The 15,688-nt window shown below is 61.0% G+C and carries 14 protein-coding genes; 3 read left to right on the top strand and 11 right to left on the bottom strand.

Going from position 1 to position 15,688, the window contains the following annotated elements:
• Positions 1 to 131: 131 nt before the first annotated feature.
• Entirely contained in the window at positions 132 to 1,760 is a 1,629-nt protein-coding gene (locus ACKLNA_RS18910) for a glucan biosynthesis protein D (protein WP_011332628.1), read from the top strand.
• A gap of 12 nt (positions 1,761 to 1,772) precedes the next feature.
• Here the strand turns inward: ACKLNA_RS18910 and ACKLNA_RS18905 are convergent, their stop codons facing one another.
• From ACKLNA_RS18905 to ACKLNA_RS18890, 4 genes are all read right to left on the bottom strand, one after another.
• Positions 1,773 to 2,306: a GNAT family N-acetyltransferase gene (locus ACKLNA_RS18905; protein ID WP_408986716.1), complete on the bottom strand. Its 534-nt coding sequence runs from the start codon at positions 2,304 to 2,306 to the stop codon at positions 1,773 to 1,775.
• Between the two features lie 91 nt (positions 2,307 to 2,397).
• Complete coding sequence (locus ACKLNA_RS18900; RefSeq protein ID WP_408986715.1) at positions 2,398 to 3,504, bottom strand: NADH:flavin oxidoreductase/NADH oxidase; 1,107 nt, start codon at positions 3,502 to 3,504, stop codon at positions 2,398 to 2,400.
• A gap of 282 nt (positions 3,505 to 3,786) precedes the next feature.
• Entirely contained in the window at positions 3,787 to 5,496 is a 1,710-nt protein-coding gene (gene recJ / locus ACKLNA_RS18895) for a single-stranded-DNA-specific exonuclease RecJ (RefSeq protein WP_007954648.1), read from the bottom strand.
• 54 nt (positions 5,497 to 5,550) lie between these two features.
• Positions 5,551 to 6,093 (bottom strand): YaeQ family protein, encoded by a 543-nt coding sequence (locus tag ACKLNA_RS18890; protein WP_007954646.1) that lies wholly within the window; start codon positions 6,091 to 6,093, stop codon positions 5,551 to 5,553.
• A gap of 146 nt (positions 6,094 to 6,239) precedes the next feature.
• Here ACKLNA_RS18890 and ACKLNA_RS18885 point away from each other — a divergent pair, with 146 nt between their 5' ends.
• Together ACKLNA_RS18885 and ACKLNA_RS18880 are read left to right on the top strand one after the other, a co-directional pair.
• On the top strand, positions 6,240 to 7,439 hold the full coding sequence (locus ACKLNA_RS18885; RefSeq protein WP_248738214.1) for a CaiB/BaiF CoA-transferase family protein: 1,200 nt from the start codon (positions 6,240 to 6,242) through the stop codon (positions 7,437 to 7,439).
• On the top strand, positions 7,366 to 8,346 hold the full coding sequence (locus ACKLNA_RS18880; RefSeq protein ID WP_408986714.1) for a TIGR02285 family protein: 981 nt from the start codon (positions 7,366 to 7,368) through the stop codon (positions 8,344 to 8,346). The genes ACKLNA_RS18885 and ACKLNA_RS18880 overlap by 74 nt, the downstream gene beginning before the upstream one ends.
• Positions 8,347 to 8,519: 173 nt before the next feature.
• On the opposite strand, the gene ACKLNA_RS18875 is transcribed toward ACKLNA_RS18880, so the two are convergent.
• The 7 genes from ACKLNA_RS18875 to xerD all read right to left on the bottom strand — a co-directional run bounded on the left by ACKLNA_RS18875 (position 8,520) and on the right by xerD (position 15,666).
• Positions 8,520 to 8,801 carry a DUF3509 domain-containing protein gene (locus ACKLNA_RS18875; RefSeq protein ID WP_119429023.1) on the bottom strand — a complete coding sequence of 94 codons (282 nt, stop codon included), beginning with the start codon at positions 8,799 to 8,801 and terminating at the stop codon, positions 8,520 to 8,522.
• A 164-nt stretch (positions 8,802 to 8,965) separates the two neighbouring features.
• On the bottom strand, positions 8,966 to 9,373 hold the full coding sequence (locus tag ACKLNA_RS18870; RefSeq protein ID WP_408986713.1) for a DNA-binding protein: 408 nt from the start codon (positions 9,371 to 9,373) through the stop codon (positions 8,966 to 8,968).
• Positions 9,374 to 9,491: 118 nt separating this feature from the next.
• Entirely contained in the window at positions 9,492 to 10,865 is a 1,374-nt protein-coding gene (locus tag ACKLNA_RS18865; RefSeq protein ID WP_408986733.1) for a transporter substrate-binding domain-containing protein, read from the bottom strand.
• A gap of 119 nt (positions 10,866 to 10,984) precedes the next feature.
• On the bottom strand, positions 10,985 to 12,394 hold the full coding sequence (gene thrC, locus ACKLNA_RS18860; protein WP_408986712.1) for a threonine synthase: 1,410 nt from the start codon (positions 12,392 to 12,394) through the stop codon (positions 10,985 to 10,987).
• A 66-nt stretch (positions 12,395 to 12,460) separates the two neighbouring features.
• The gene (locus tag ACKLNA_RS18855; RefSeq protein ID WP_011332618.1) at positions 12,461 to 13,765 is read right to left on the bottom strand and encodes a homoserine dehydrogenase; all 1,305 of its coding nucleotides are present in this window, start codon (positions 13,763 to 13,765) and stop codon (positions 12,461 to 12,463) included.
• Positions 13,766 to 13,896: 131 nt separating this feature from the next.
• A complete protein-coding gene (dsbC, locus tag ACKLNA_RS18850; protein WP_065259650.1) occupies positions 13,897 to 14,628 on the bottom strand; it encodes a bifunctional protein-disulfide isomerase/oxidoreductase DsbC in 732 nt (243 codons plus the stop codon).
• A gap of 141 nt (positions 14,629 to 14,769) precedes the next feature.
• Positions 14,770 to 15,666, bottom strand: coding sequence for a site-specific tyrosine recombinase XerD (gene xerD / locus ACKLNA_RS18845; protein ID WP_408986711.1), 897 nt, complete (start codon positions 15,664 to 15,666; stop codon positions 14,770 to 14,772).
• Positions 15,667 to 15,688 lie beyond the last annotated feature (22 nt).

The following is a 15,688-nucleotide window of genomic DNA, read 5'->3' as shown; positions in this document are numbered from 1 at the left end:
CAGCGAACGGATTAAGCTAGCGCGCATCTGTTACTAGTCCGTAGCGTTTGGCCGAAGGCTTGTCCGAACCGTAATTTCTGATCCAGTACGTGCCAGGAACGGCGCGGGATTGTCCACGACAGGTTGTATCTATGCACCGCAGGAATTTGCTCAAAGCGTCCATGGCCATTGCGGCTTATACCGGCCTATCGGCCACGGGCCTGCTGGCCTCCCGCGCCTGGGCCGCCTCTGGCGGTGCCGCCGACGGTGAAGCCCAAGCCTTCGACTTCGAAACGCTGAAGCGCCAGGCCAAGCAACTGGCCGGCAGCGCCTATCAGGACACCAAACAGGTGCTGCCGCCGACCCTGGCAACCATGACCCCGCAGAACTTCAACGCGATCCGTTACGACGGCGAGCATTCGCTGTGGAAGGAGAACAAGGGTCAGCTCGATGTGCAGTTCTTCCACGTCGGCATGGGTTTCCGCCAGCCGGTGCGCATGTACAGCGTCGATCCGAAGACCCGTACGGCCCGCGAGGTGCATTTTCGCCCTCAGCTGTTCAACTATGAGAACACCTCGGTCGACACCCAGCAGCTCAAGGGCGACCTGGGTTTCGCCGGCTTCAAGCTGTTCAAGGCACCGGAACTGGATCGCCATGACGTGGTGTCGTTCCTCGGCGCCAGCTACTTCCGCGCGGTGGATGCCACTGGCCAATATGGCCTCTCCGCCCGTGGCCTGGCCGTCGACACCTACGCCAAGAAACGCGAAGAATTCCCGGACTTCACCAAGTTCTGGTTCGAGACCCCGGATCAGAACGCGACCCGCTTTGTGGTCTACGCCCTGCTCGACTCGCCAAGCGCGACCGGTGCTTATCGTTTCGACATCGACTGCCAGGCCGAACGTGTGGTGATGGAAGTCGACGCCCACATCAATGCCCGCACCGCTATCGAACAACTGGGTATCGCGCCAATGACCAGCATGTTCAGCTGCGGCACCCACGAGCGCCGGATGTGCGACACCATCCACCCGCAAATCCATGACTCGGATCGTCTGGCGATGTGGCGCGGCAACGGCGAGTGGATCTGCCGCCCGCTGAACAACCCGGCGACCCTGCAATTCAATGCCTTCGCCGACACCGATCCGAAAGGTTTCGGTCTGGTGCAGACCGACCACGAATTCGCCAACTATCAGGACACCGTCGACTGGTACAGCAAGCGCCCGAGCCTGTGGGTGGAACCTACAACCGCGTGGGGCGAAGGCTCCATCGATCTGCTGGAAATTCCTACAACCGGCGAGACCCTCGACAACATCGTCGCGTTCTGGACGCCGAAAAAACCAGTGGCTGCCGGCGACTCGCTGAACTACGGCTACAAGCTCTACTGGAGCGCCCTGCCGCCGGTCGGCACGCCGCTGGCGCGGGTGCATGCGACCCGTTCGGGCATGGGTGGATTCGTCGAAGGCTGGGCACCGGGCGAGCATTATCCGCCGGTCTGGGCACGTCGTTTCGCCGTGGACTTTACGGGTGGCGGCCTGGATCGCCTGCCGCAGGGCACCGGGATCGAACCGGTGGTGACTTGCTCCAACGGCAAGGTGCAGGACTTCAGCGTGCTGGTGCTGGATGACATCAAGGGTTACCGGATCCTGTTCGACTGGTACCCGACCAACGACAGCGTGGAGCCGGTGGAGCTGCGCCTGTTCATCCGCACCAACGACCGCACGTTGAGCGAGACCTGGCTGTACCAGTACTTCCCGCCGGCGCCGGACAAGCGCAAGTATCCTTGATGCGTTGAGCCGTCAGGCCATCGGGCAGTACAAGTGAATATCGTGGGGTTCCAGATCAAACAACTCGGGATCCGGTTGTGCCAGCAACCGGCAACCCTGGCGCTGGTAGAACTCCACGGTATTGCGCGATTCGGTCGCCGAGACGTACAACGCCTCGGCGCCGACCTCTCGGCCATGGGCGCAGGCCATCGCAAACAATCGCCCACCCAGTCCCTGCCCACGCCAGGCAAGGCTGATGTGCAGAAACTTCAACTGCCGCATCTTCAGGCCCTGATTGTGAATAACCCGGTTATCCACAACCACCGCCGCCACCAGTACATCTCCATCGAAAAGTCCGTGTAGCCACCCGCCGCTGCGCCAGCATTTTTCCAGTACGCGCGCATTCTCCTCCGCCTCACCTTCGGGCCATCCGCGCATGTCGAAACGCGCCGGATAAAGAATCAGCTCACCGTTTTCCACGCGATAGCACTCTTCGACCAACTCACTGCGGTCGATCAACGCAAGCAGCGGCAAGTCCGATTCAGTCAGCTCTCGTTCGATCAACATTGCGATCCATTCCTTCGCGATTCCAAACGACAGGCAAGAAAAAACCCGCCGGTTCAATGGCGGGTTTTATAGGCTTTGCGACCGGTCGGAATCAATCCCGCAAATCAGACTCGTGAATCGGCTGATCCCGGTGGGTCGCGCGTTGATATTGCGCCGGCCACACCGCTTTGCGTCCGCCCAGATCATCATCGGCGTGCAATGGCCAGTAAGGGTCACGCAGCAGCTCGCGGGCGAGGAAGATGATGTCGGCCTGACAGGTTCGCAGGATGTGCTCGGCCTGGGCCGGTTCGGTAATCATTCCCACTGTGCCGGTGGCGATACCTGACTCCTTGCGCACCCGTTCGGCGAAGCGCGTCTGATAACCCGGTCCCACGGGGATTTCGGCGTTGACCGCCGTGCCGCCCGATGACACATCGATCAGGTCAGCCCCCAAGGCTTTCAGGCGTCTCGCCAGCTCCACGGTTTCATCCGGATTCCAGCCGTCCTCGACCCAATCAGTGGCCGACAAACGAACAAACACCGGCAGTTCTTCCGGCCACACAGCGCGTACCGCCTCGGTCACTTGCAGCACCAGACGAATGCGGTTTTCGAACGAGCCGCCGTACTGGTCACGCCGCTGATTACTCAGCGGTGAAAGAAACTGGTGCAGCAGATAACCGTGCGCCGCATGCACCTCGACCACACTGAAACCGGCGGTCAGCGCGCGTCTGGCTGCTGCCACGAAGTCCTGAATGACTTGGGCGATCTGCCCTTCATCCAGCTGTTTCGGTTGGGTGTGTTGCGGGTCGAAGGCAATTGGCGAAGGCCCGACCGGCGTCCAGCCGCCGTCATCCGGCTTGACGCTGCCGTGCTTGCCGATCCACGGCCGATGGGTGCTGGCCTTGCGCCCGGCGTGGGCCAGTTGAATGCCGGCCACTGCGCCCTGCGCGTTGATGAATCGGGTGATGCGTTGCAGCGGTGCGATCTGTTCGTCGTTCCAAAGGCCCAGATCTTCGGCGGTGATCCGCCCGTCGGCCGTGATCGCCGTGGCTTCGGTAAATACCAGGCCCGCGCCCCCCACGGCCCGGCTGCCGAGGTGCACCAGATGCCAGTCGTTGGCCAGGCCATCGACGCTCGAGTACTGGCACATGGGCGACACGGCGATGCGGTTGGACAGGGTCAGTTGGCGAAGGGTAAAGGGTTCAAGCAGCAGACTCATGGGGCACCTCTCAAATCAGTGGGCAGGCTCCAGGGTTCTGTTTGAAAAGTCGACGAGTGACAGGAAAAAGGTGCAGCACCCGCCCCCGCGGGCAAAAAATTCGACAAGACGTCACAAGGCCAATCAAGCAGTGCTTAGAGCCTAGTCGACATCCGGGGATGAGGGAGGGTTCAGAGTGATTCAGTGTGTGAACGTCCCCCTTCGTCGGAACGCCGCCCGGAGCAAGCTCGCTCCCACAGGTACGGTGTTGTCCTGGTGGGAGCGAGCTTGCTCGCGAAGGGGTCAACGCGGTTCGATGTGGGCAATCATCAGCTGCACGGTTTCATTGCCACGAAACTCGTTGAGATCGAGCTTGTAGGCCAGTTCGACCCATTTGATCGTCGGGTTCGGCCAGATATCGCGATCGATCCCGAAGGCGATGCCATCCAGCTTCACCGAACCACATTCGGTTTTCAGCACAACTTTCAGGTGTCGCTCGCCGACCACCCGCTGCTCGACCAACTGGAACACGCCGTGAAACAGCGGCTCCGGGAAGTGCTGGCCCCACGGTCCGGCGTGACGCAGGGCGCGGGCCAGTTCCAGATGAAACTCCTCGACTGCCAGCGTGCCGTCCGACAGCAAACGCCCGGTCAGATCCTCTTCGCGAAGTTGCCTACGCACCTCGGCGTCAAATGCCTCGGCAAACAACGGAAAATTCTCCTGCGGCAAGGTCAGACCGGCCGCCATTGCGTGGCCGCCGTACTTGGCGATCAGATCCGGATGCTGCGCCGCGACCACGCTCAGCGCATCACGGATATGGAAACCCTGAACCGAGCGCCCAGAGCCCTTGAGCAAGCCGTCACCGGCATCGGCAAAAGCGATGGTCGGGCGGAAATACCGCTCTTTCATCCGCGAAGCCAGAATACCGATCACACCCTGGTGCCATTCCGGATCGAACAGGCACAACCCGAACGGCATCGACTCGACCGGCAAGTCCTTGAGCTGGGCCAGCGCTTCGCGCTGCATGCCCTGCTCGATGGATTTGCGATCCTGGTTCATGCCGTCCAGTTGCGCGGCCATTTCACGGGCCAGCGCAGCGTCGTGGGTCAGCAGGCATTCGATGCCGAGGCTCATGTCATCCAGACGCCCCGCCGCGTTCAAGCGCGGGCCGACGATGAAACCGAGGTCGGTAGACGTAATGCGCGAAGCTTCACGCTTGGCCACTTCAAGGATCGCCTTGATCCCCGGCCGCGCACGTCCGGCGCGAATTCGTTCCAGCCCCTGGTGCACCAGAATCCGGTTGTTGGCATCCAGCGGCACCACGTCGGCAACGCTGCCCAGCGCCACCAGATCCAGCAGCTCGCCGATATTCGGTTGTGGTTTGCTCTCGTACCAGCCGAGGCTGCGCAGGCGGGCGCGCAGGGCCATCAATACATAGAAAATCACCCCGACACCGGCCAGTGCCTTGCTCGGGAATTCGCAGCCAGGCTGGTTCGGGTTGACCAGGGCATCGGCTTGCGGCAGCTCATCGCCGGGCAAGTGGTGGTCGGTGATCAAGACCTTCAGGCCGTGACGTTTCGCGGCCGCCACACCTTCGACGCTGGAAATACCGTTGTCGACGGTGATCAACAGTTGCGGCTCGCGGGTCATCGCGACTTCGACGATTTCCGGGGTCAGGCCGTAGCCGTATTCGAAGCGGTTCGGCACCAGATAATCGACGTGCGCCGCGCCCAGCAGACGCAAACCGAGCACGCCCACGGTGCTGGCCGTCGCGCCGTCGGCGTCGAAGTCGCCAACGATCAGAATCCGTTGGCGCTGCTCCAGCGCCGTCACCAGCAGGTCCACCGCCGCATCGATCCCCTTGAGCTGCTGGAACGGAATCAACCGCGCCAGGCTCTTGTCCAGCTCCGCCTCGGACTGCACGCCCCGCGCCGCGTACAGGCGGGTCAGCAGGGGTGGCAGTTCACCAAGAAACGGCAGAGTGGCGGGCAACGGGCGAGGATCGATACGCATAGGGTGACAGAAGCTTCTCTTGAATACGTGGGATTTTTCGGGAGTAACGCGGACTTAGCCGCGCTCGCCTTGCAGCCAGGTGAGCTGGACTTCGTGCTGGCCGCGATCATCGGTGACGAAGATCGTGCCTTCGCTGATCATCACGTCCCACTTGATGACGCGGGGCATGTCCTGGGCCAGGGTTTCCAGCACTTCCTGCGGGACAGCAGCAATGTTGACGTTCTTCAGGTTCTTGATCGCCGGAATCACCTTGCCTTCCCAGACGCGCAGGCTGCCGTAGGCCAGCAGGCTGGTGCGCTCGGTGCGACGGGAGCACCAGGTCAGGCGATCAGCGTCCGGCTGGCCGACTTCGATCCAGTGCAGGACACGGTCATCCAGGCTTTTTTCCCACAGCGCAGGTTCATCCACGTCCGACAGACCACGACCGAACGACAGTTGCTCGTTGTACCAGAGCGCGTAGGCCAGCAGGCGCACGGTCATGCGCTCTTCGGTTTCCGAAGGGTGGCGGGCGATGGTCTGCTTCACGTTCTCGTAGACGCTGCGGTCAAGATCGGTGAGGTTCAGTTCGAATTTGTAGGTAGTGGACGGCTGGGCCATGAACGGGCTTCTTGATACGAGGAAAGTCGGCAAGTCTAACCGATGCTGTAGGCAATCCACGAATTGATGGCGATCAACCTTGCGCGACTGACAGCCGGCTATGTTAAAACGCTGTATCTGCTCAGCCTTGTCCTACAGGATTTCGCATGCCGTTCGCCAACAAACCGCTCAGCGGTCTGAAAGTCATTGAATTGGGTACCTTGATTGCCGGGCCGTTTGCCTCGCGCATCTGCGGCGAATTCGGCGCCGAAGTGATCAAGATCGAATCGCCGGACGGCGGTGATCCGCTGCGCAAGTGGCGCAAATTGTATGAAGGCACCTCGTTGTGGTGGTTCGTCCAGGCCCGCAACAAAAAGTCCCTGACCCTGAATCTCAAACACCCAGACGGCCTGGCGATCCTGAAAAAGCTGCTGGGTGAAGCCGACATCCTGATCGAGAACTTCCGCCCAGGCGTCCTGGAAAAACTTGGCCTGAGCTGGGAAACCCTGCACGCGCTGAACCCGAAACTGGTAATGGTGCGCCTCTCGGGCTTCGGCCAGACCGGGCCGATGAAGGATCAGCCAGGGTTCGGTGCGGTCGGCGAATCCATGGGCGGCCTGCGCTACATCACCGGTTTCGAAGACCGCCCGCCAGTACGCACCGGGATTTCCATTGGTGATTCGATTGCGGCCTTGTGGGGTGTGATCGGTGCGCTGATGGCTTTGCGTCACCGCGAGGTCAACGGTGGCCTCGGCCAGGTGGTCGATGTGGCGTTGTACGAAGCGATCTTCGCCATGATGGAAAGCATGGTGCCGGAGTTCGATGTGTTCGGCTTCATTCGCGAGCGTACCGGCAACATCATGCCAGGCATCACGCCTTCGTCGATCCACACCAGTGCCGACGGCAAACATGTCCAGATCGGCGCCAACGGCGATGCAATCTTCAAGCGTTTCATGCTGATCATCGGTCGTGAGGATCTGGCCAATGATCCGACACTGGCCAGCAATGACGGGCGCGACACCCGCCGCGACGAGTTGTACGGCGTGATCGATCGTTGGGTCAATTCGCTGCCGCTGCAAACCGTGCTGGATCTGTTGAACCAGGCTGAAGTCCCGGCCAGCCGGATCTTCAGCGCCGAAGACATGTTCAACGATCCGCAGTACCTGGCCCGGGAAATGTTCCTGCACGCCAAACTGCCGGACGGCAAACCTTTCAAGATGCCCGGCATCGTGCCGAAACTCTCTGAGACACCCGGCACGTCCGAATGGGTCGGACCGCAGCTCGGTGAACACAATGCGCAGGTACTCCACGATCTTGGCTACGACGAGAAGCAGATCGCCCGGCTGCGCGAAGACGGAGCCATCTGAGCTGAAACGCCGACAGGCCTCAGCCTCCAACCGCGCCCGCCACTGGTGGACGTGGCGGCTGTTCGGCCTGCTTTTTCTGCTGGTGCTGCCAGCCTGGGCCCAGGCCAAGCCAACGCTGATCTGGCTGCTGCGTGACCTGCCGCCGCTGACCATTCTCGAAGGCCCGAAAAAGGGCCAGGGCGTCATCGATCAACTGATGCCGATGCTGATAGCCGGCATGCCGCAATACGAACACACTCTGATGCGGGTCAACCGCGCCCGGGGCCTCCAGATGCTCCATGAACACCCGTTTGCCTGCGATCCGTCGTTGCTCTGGAACAGGGAGCGGGCACAGTGGATTGCATTCTCCATCCCTGCTTTCCGCGCAGTCAGCAATGGTCTGGTGGTTCGTCGCAAAGATCGCGAAATGCTGGAGCCTTTTCTGGTCGAGGAGCAAGTCGATCTGTCGGCGTACCTGTCCAACGGCGAGAGAAAAGTCGGGGTGGTGGCCGAGCGAAGTTATGGTGAATACGTCGACAATCTGCTGCGCCGCGCACCGAGTGGCTCGCTGACGCCGCACTATGGCAACGATGCTCTCAGCAGCCTGCTCTCAATGCAGCGACTTGATCGGCTGCAAGCGGTACTGGGTTACTGGCCGGAAATCCGTTATCAGGCGCGCCAGGTTCAGATCGCCGAGGATGAGCTGGAGTTTTTCCCCATTCACGGTGCGGACAAGTACATCTCGAGCCATGTCGGCTGCACCGATACCACCCAGGGTCGCCAGGCGATCCGCGAAATCGATCATTTGCTGCGCACCCTGCCCCACGAACACCTGAACCAGCTCTACGCCCAGTGGCTCGACCCTGAAATGCGCCCGGACTACCTGGAGCAGGCACGGATGTTCTTCCAGCAGCAGGCCACGCAGTAAATTCCGGACAAAAGAAACCCCGAGAAGTGGGGAGACGACTCGGGGTTAAACGTGGTCTGTATCAAAGACCCGTAGCAGCAAGCGACAAGCACCGGAGCACAATGCTTGATCCTGCTGTTATGGGGTCTGACTGACCTGGATGCAGGAAGGTTCCCACAAAAGTCCCATCAGTTTCAGAGCAGCGGGCGCTTGTCGCGGGCAACGTTGCGCAATGCAGCGATCACACAGGGTTCCAGCCGGCCTTCGGCGATCAGGATGTCGCGATGCAAGCCATCGACCACATCCGTCAGTTGGCGCTTGTCGCTCAACTGCGCCCGATTGAATTCACGTTCCACCACGATGGCGCCACTGCCGTTCTTCAGTGTCACCAGGCATTCACCCTGCAGACCGCGAGGGGTCAGCGTTACCTGATACGGGCTCAGAGCCTCACCGAGCAATAGACTGATACTTTCCATCTCGATCTCCACTCAATAGTCCGAAAACACAGTGCCTGGGGCGTGTCCACAATAAATGACCACCGGCCCGAGAAGAAAGTTCTGCATATCGGCGACCTCTCCGGGAGCGTCACCGACCTGTCGGAGCATGCATGGAGAAGATGACAGAAAAATAACCGATGACTTCAGGCGCTGACCGAACGTCGGGGCGACGACAGATAGCGGTCGAGCAGATTGCGCATCAGCACCGCCGAAACCGGCGTATACAGTCTGCCCAGGAGCTGTACCCCGCTCTCCTCCAATAAAGATTCCAGGTCGGTCAGTACGCTGGGAGCGACCACACCCAGCAGAATCAACGATCGAGCATCCTGTCGGGCAACCAGATGGTTGATCAGTGCCAGCCCCTCACCACTTTTGAGCTGCGGATTGCAAATGGCGATATCGACAGCCCCCCGACGATCCAGCGAGCGCTTTGCCGCTCCCAGCGAAGGCGCGGTCAATACATCGTAGATTCCCATGGCATTGAGCATCTGGTGCAACGCCATCAACTGAAACGGGTCGGGTTCGAGAAGCAGGATTTTGAGCGAGCGCATTGGACGACCTCTTGCACGACAATCGCGGTTTCTCGCCGCAGTGGCTTGTCACTCTAGGGCAGTCGTCCTAAGCCTCCCATCAGAAAAGTAGTCAGGTTTTATAGGACATTTCCTATCTTCAACGCAGACATCGACACCCGCTATCGCTCTGCCTCTGGATGATGTCCGTCCAGCCCCCCAACAATCCGCGCAGCGCCCCATCAGCCCCATAAAAAGGCACCGTCCACTGATAGACCTGTCGAGAACCGCCCTTGAACATCAGCTGCCGCCTGCTGAAGCGCGTCTTGCGGGTGCGCAACTGCACCATGAACTCATCATGAAGCATCAATGCCGTAGCTTGCGGAAGCACGCCGAGTTCACACAGCGTCCGCCCCTGCACCTGCTCAAAACGCACGCCGAGCGCTTCTTCATAACTGCGATTGCACATGATCAGGCGCCCCTGCAGGTCACGCACGAACACCGGGTCCGGCATGGCATCGATCAACGCATGCTGAAAAGCCAGTTGATCGCCCAAGTCTTTCTCCACCTCACGTCGCTGCTTTATCTCGACAGCGAGCCGACGGCTCCATAGCAGCAAAAACAGGCCGAACACCCCGAGCACACCCGTGCCCCAGCATCCCCACTCGAGCACTCGCGTCCCGAGCGAGGGCGTCGGAGCGGGAGAAATGCCGTCCAGCCATTTCAGGCGCATTGCACGCAATTCGGCTGCCGAGAAGGCCCCAAGGGCCTTGTTGAGAATACTCAGCAACTCAGGCAAGCCTTTGCGCACCGCCAGATGATCGGCCTCCCACTTGCCCTCTACCAGACCACCGACCTTGAGCAGGCCCGATGGAAACAACTGCGCACCGATCTCGTTTTCAATCGTGGCGTAAGCCTCGCCACTCTCCACCAGGGCCCGGGCCTCGGCGTAGGTCTTGACCGAGCGTATCTCGATCAGCGGATGGTCGCGTCGGATACTGTCCTCCAGTGCATGCCTGGCCGGCAGCACCAGAACCCGTTTATCCAGCTCTTCAAGCGACTGCACCGCTGGCTCACCTGCACGCCCGACGAACACCCAGCCTGCACCGCCGAAGGCATGACTGAAATCGAGAAACTGCTTGCGCTCCTCGTTCATTGCCAGCGTGGTACTGATGTCGGCGACGCCACTTTCGAGCCGCTCCAGCATGTGGTTGGTGGAGAACGACTCCTGATGCACGAACTGCAATCCGGTCATGGCGCTGATGTGGTTGAGCACATCGTTGTTCAGGCCGCTCCACTGACCGTGTTCGTCCTGAAACAGATACAAGGGATACTGCACCGAGGCGACTGTCACCGTGGGGTTTTCACGAATCCACTGTTGCTCTTGCGCGTCCAGCTCAATGGGCTGGATGTTCAACTCTGCCCCTTCTGAATGCATCGTCAGATGGGCCGCCTCCGCCAATTGCATCAGCCCCGGCAACCCCCAAAAAAACAACCAGCACAACGCCGGCTTCCAACCTGAATAAAACCGCATTGCCACATCCTTCGTCATCGACTCGCCCGTCCTTCGTGGGCGAAACACGCGCAGTGTGGCATGCAAAAACAAGAAAGCCCGTCAGGAGACGGGCTTCAAAATGTGACAGCTTTGCGGGCTTAGAGCGGCTTGCCGCGATTGCCATGCTGGCTGACAAAGGCTTGCACGGCTTTCAGCTCGTTTGCCAGAACGGTGCAGCGCTCTTCTCTCTCAAACAAATCAGAAAGATGTGCAGGTAGTTCGAGAGCTTTTCCTACACCGGCTTTCTCCACCGCGTCCGGGAACTTGACCGGATGCGCCGTACCCAGGATCACCATCGGGATATCCAGGCTGCGACGGCATTCGCGAGCAGCTTTCACGCCGATGGCGGTGTGAGGATCCAGCACTTCACCGGTCTGTTCGTAGACTTCGGCGATGGTTTCGCAGGTTTGCGCATCGTCCACGGCCAGCGAGTCGAACAGCTTGCGGGCTTCGGTCCAGCGTTCCTGCTCGACGCTGAAACCGCCGCCCTGCTTGAACGAGTCCATCAGCCCGGCAATCGCCGCGCCGTTGCGACCGTGCAGGTCGAACAGCAGGCGTTCGAAGTTCGACGAAACCATGATGTCCATCGACGGCGACAGCGTGGCGTGCAGGGTTTCCTTGACGTACTGGTTGCCGCTCATGAAGCGATGCAGGATGTCGTTGCGGTTGGTGGCGACGATCAGCTGATTGATCGGCAGGCCCATGTTGCGGGCCAGGTAGCCGGCGAAGATGTCGCCGAAGTTGCCGGTCGGCACCGAGAACGACACGGAGCGAGCCGGGCCGCCCAATTGCAGGGCTGCGTGGAAGTAGTAAACGATCTGGGCCATGATCCGCGCCCAGTTGATCGAGTTCACCGCCACCAGGCGCGTACCCTTGAGGAAGCTCTGGTCGGCGAAGCTGGCCTTGACCATTTCCTGGCAGTCATCGAAGTTGCCTTCGATGGCGATGTTGTGGATGTTCTCGCCGAGGATGGTGGTCATCTGCCGACGCTGCACTTCGGACACGCGGTTGTGCGGGTGCAGGATGAAAATGTCGACGTTTTCGCAGTGCTTGCAGCCTTCGATGGCGGCCGAACCGGTGTCACCGGAAGTGGCGCCGACGATCACCACGCGCTCGCCGCGCTTTTCCAGCACGTAGTCGAGCAAGCGACCGAGCAGTTGCAGGGCGAAGTCCTTGAACGCCAGGGTCGGGCCGTGGAACAGCTCCAGCACCCATTCGTTGCTGTTCAGCTGACGCAGTGGAGCAACGGCATTGTGAGCAAACACACCGTAGGTTTCTTCAAGGATCTTTTTGAAATCGGCGTCCGGAATGCTGCCGGTGACGAACGGGCGCATCACGCGAAATGCCAGCTCGTGATACGGCAGGCCGGCCCAGGAAGCGATTTCTTCCTGGGTGAAACGTGGCAGGTTTTCCGGGACGTACAGACCGCCGTCGGTGGCGAGACCGGCCAGCAGGACGTCTTCGAAATTCAGGGCCGGTGCCTGGCCGCGGGTACTGATGTAACGCATGACTGACTCCAATGGACAGTGTTCACGACACCGGGCCCGCAGACGGGCCCAATGAAGGAGATCGGCTTAGTTCAGGTGCTCGACACGGATCCGCACGACCGGACCGACCACGCCCGCCAGGGCTTCGAGGGCGGCGATCGCATCGTTGATGTGCTGCTCCAGCACGCGGTGGGTCAGCAGGATCATCGGCACCAGGCCGTCGTGTTCCTCGACTTCCTTCTGCATGATCGACTCGATGTTGATGCCGCGCTCCGAGAGGATGCTCGCCACCTGAGCGAGTACGCCCGGGTGGTCCTTGGCCTGGATGCGCAGGTAGTAGGCGCTTTCGCAGGCTTCGATCGGCAGGATCGGATGGGCCGACAGCGAGTCCGGCTGGAAGGCCAGGTGCGGCACGCGGTTTTCCGGGTCGGAGGTCATGGCGCGAACCACGTCCACCAGATCCGCGATCACCGACGATGCGGTCGGCTCCATGCCGGCGCCGGCGCCGTAGAACAGGGTCGAACCGGCAGCGTCACCGTTGACCATTACCGCGTTCATCACGCCGTTGACGTTGGCGATCAGGCGATCGGCCGGGATCAGCGTCGGGTGTACGCGCAGCTCGATGCCGGCGGCGGTGCTGCGTGCCACGCCCAGGTGCTTGATGCGGTAGCCCAGCGCTTCGGCGTAGTTCACGTCGGCGGTGGTCAGCTTGGTGATGCCTTCGGTGTAGGCCTTGTCGAACTGCAGCGGAACACCGAACGCGATGGACGCCAGGATCGTCAGCTTGTGCGCTGCGTCGATGCCTTCGACGTCGAAGGTCGGATCGGCTTCGGCGTAGCCCAGCGCCTGCGCTTCGGCCAGCACGTCTTCGAAGGTGCGACCCTTCTCGCGCATTTCGGTGAGGATGAAGTTGCCGGTGCCGTTGATGATCCCGGCCACCCAGTTGATACGGTTGGCGGACAGGCCCTCACGGATCGCCTTGATCACCGGAATGCCGCCGGCGACCGCCGCTTCGAACGCCACGATCACGCCTTTCTCGCGAGCCTTGGCGAAAATTTCATTACCGTGAACGGCAATCAGAGCCTTGTTCGCGGTGACCACATGCTTGCCATTCTCGATGGCCTTGAGTACCAGCTCGCGGGCAACGGTGTAGCCGCCCATCAGCTCTATGACGATGTCGATCTCAGGGTTCGTGGCCACTTCGAAGACATCGTTGGTAATCGCAATACCGGTCGTCTGGAACTGAGGCTTTGGCGTGCGCATGGCAATTTGTGCCACTTCGATTCCACGCCCGGCACGACGAGCGATTTCCTCGGCGTTGCGCTGAAGTACGTTGAAGGTACCGCCACCGACGGTCCCTAACCCACAGATGCCTACTTTGACCGGTTTCACTGTGAACTCCCCATAAAACGGCCGACGCGAGGCCGGCCGTGAAAACAACCGCGCAATCGCGGCTCTCTATTGATGGCCCGGCCGTGTTGCCGCCGGGCCACGCTCGTCACGCCTTGGCGCGACGATGCGAATTACTTCGCGCCCAGCGCCAGTTTGGCGACTTGTGGCGCAGGCTGGTAGCCCGGAATGACTTGTCCGTCAGCCAATACGATGGCCGGCGTGCCGTTCACGCCGATCGACTGACCGAGGGCGAACTGCTTGGAAACCGGGTTATCGCACTTGGCGGCCTTGATTTCCTTGCCATCGACCATTTTGTCCATGGCCGCTTTCTTGTCTTTCGAGCACCACACGGCTTGCAGCTGCTCGTCACCCGGCGAGCCCAGGCCCTGACGCGGGAACGCCACGTAGCGCACTTCGATGCCGCGCTTGTTCAGCTCCGGCACTTCGGCGTGCAGCTTGTGGCAGTACGGGCAAGTGGTGTCGGTGAACACGGTGATGTGCGACTTGGTCTCGCCCACGGCCGGGTAAACCACGGTCTCGGCGACCGGAATCCCGTTGATCAGTTTGGAAATGCCCAGGCGTTCGGTCTTCTCGGTCAGGTTGACCGGTTTGCCGTCCTTGAGCTGGAACATGTAGCCCTGAACGATGTACTGGCCGTCGGCGCTGGCGTAGAGCACGCGGCTGCCCTTGAGCTTGACTTCGTACAGGCCCGGCAGCGGGCTGGCGGTGATGGTGTCCACCGGAACGTCGAGCTGGAGGTTTTCCAGGCTCTGGCGGATGGCTTTGTCGGCCGCATCATCGGCGACGGCAAAGGTGCTGACCAACGCAATGGCTGCGGCGGCGAAAATCTGGGTCAGACGCATGTGAACTCCTGAAGGCGGACAAATGGAACAATCAGAACGCCCGTGCCGGAACACCGGGTCATAACCGTCCATCGTGCAAACCGGCAAAGCCTACCACATAAGGCTCCCGTGGCCGAATGCGCCTGTCGCAAGGCAGAACGCTCAGCCACGCGGGTGATGTCTGGCGTGCAGATCCTGCAACCGCGCCCGGGCGACGTGCGTGTAGATCTGTGTGGTGGACAGGTCGCTGTGGCCCAGCAGCATCTGCACCACGCGCAAGTCGGCGCCATGGTTGAGCAAGTGTGTGGCAAACGCGTGACGCAGAGTATGCGGCGACAGCGACTTGCCGATCCCGGCGACCTTGGCCTGATGCTTTATGCGGTGCCAGAAGGTCTGCCTGGTCATCTGTTCGCCGCGCTGACTGGGGAACAACACATCGCTGGGGCGCCCGCCCAGCAGTTCGCTGCGACCGTCGCGCAGGTAGCGCTCGACCCAGACAATCGCTTCCTCGCCCATCGGCACCAGCCGCTCCTTGCTGCCCTTGCCCATCACCCGCAACACGCCCTGACGCAGGTTGACCTGCTCCAGGGTCAGGCTGACCAGTTCGGTCACCCGCAGGCCACAAGCGTAAAGGACTTCGAGCATGGCACGGTCGCGCTGGCCGATGGCTTCGCTCAAATCCGGCGCCTTCAGCAGCGCTTCAACGTCGGCTTCCGACAGGGATTTGGGCAACGGCCGACCAAGTTGCGGCATGTCGACGCGCAAGGTCGGATCGACCGAGATCAGTTTTTCCCGCAGCAAATAGCGATAAAAGCCACGCACGCCCGAGAGAAATCTCGCGGTGGAACGGGGTTTGTAGTTCTGCTCCAGACGCCAGGCCAGGTGATCGAGGATCATCTCGCGACCGGCATTGATCAGCTCGAGGTTTTTCTCCTGCAGCCAGCCGTTGAACAGCGCGAGATCGCTGCGGTAGGCATCACGGGTGTTGTCGGACAGGCCTTTCTCCAGCCACAGGGCATCGAGGAATTGGTCAATCAGCGGATGGTCGATGGCGGGCATGGGCACTCTGGGCGAGCCGGCA

This window comes from Pseudomonas sp. UV AK001 (genome assembly GCF_046097675.1).
Taxonomy (GTDB): domain Bacteria; phylum Pseudomonadota; class Gammaproteobacteria; order Pseudomonadales; family Pseudomonadaceae; genus Aquipseudomonas; species Aquipseudomonas kribbensis.
The sequence above is the reverse complement of the archived record's forward strand: the minus strand, read 5'-3'. Positions and strand labels throughout refer to the sequence as shown.

Bases quoted from the DNA above. Each gene is read 5' to 3' on its own strand.
- ACKLNA_RS18910 (WP_011332628.1), top strand. From the start codon at position 132: ATGCACCGCAGGAATTTGCTCAAAGCGTCCATGGCCATTGCGGCTTAT.
- ACKLNA_RS18905 (WP_408986716.1), bottom strand. From the start codon at position 2,306: ATGTTGATCGAACGAGAGCTGACTGAATCGGACTTGCCGCTGCTTGCG.
- ACKLNA_RS18900 (WP_408986715.1), bottom strand. From the start codon at position 3,504: ATGAGTCTGCTGCTTGAACCCTTTACCCTTCGCCAACTGACCCTGTCC.
- recJ (WP_007954648.1), bottom strand. From the start codon at position 5,496: ATGCGTATCGATCCTCGCCCGTTGCCCGCCACTCTGCCGTTTCTTGGT.
- ACKLNA_RS18890 (WP_007954646.1), bottom strand. From the start codon at position 6,093: ATGGCCCAGCCGTCCACTACCTACAAATTCGAACTGAACCTCACCGAT.
- ACKLNA_RS18885 (WP_248738214.1), top strand. From the start codon at position 6,240: ATGCCGTTCGCCAACAAACCGCTCAGCGGTCTGAAAGTCATTGAATTG.
- ACKLNA_RS18880 (WP_408986714.1), top strand. From the start codon at position 7,366: ATGCGCAGGTACTCCACGATCTTGGCTACGACGAGAAGCAGATCGCCC.
- ACKLNA_RS18875 (WP_119429023.1), bottom strand. From the start codon at position 8,801: ATGGAAAGTATCAGTCTATTGCTCGGTGAGGCTCTGAGCCCGTATCAG.
- ACKLNA_RS18870 (WP_408986713.1), bottom strand. From the start codon at position 9,373: ATGCGCTCGCTCAAAATCCTGCTTCTCGAACCCGACCCGTTTCAGTTG.
- ACKLNA_RS18865 (WP_408986733.1), bottom strand. From the start codon at position 10,865: ATGCGGTTTTATTCAGGTTGGAAGCCGGCGTTGTGCTGGTTGTTTTTT.
- thrC (WP_408986712.1), bottom strand. From the start codon at position 12,394: ATGCGTTACATCAGTACCCGCGGCCAGGCACCGGCCCTGAATTTCGAA.
- dsbC (WP_065259650.1), bottom strand. From the start codon at position 14,628: ATGCGTCTGACCCAGATTTTCGCCGCCGCAGCCATTGCGTTGGTCAGC.
- xerD (WP_408986711.1), bottom strand. From the start codon at position 15,666: ATGCCCGCCATCGACCATCCGCTGATTGACCAATTCCTCGATGCCCTG.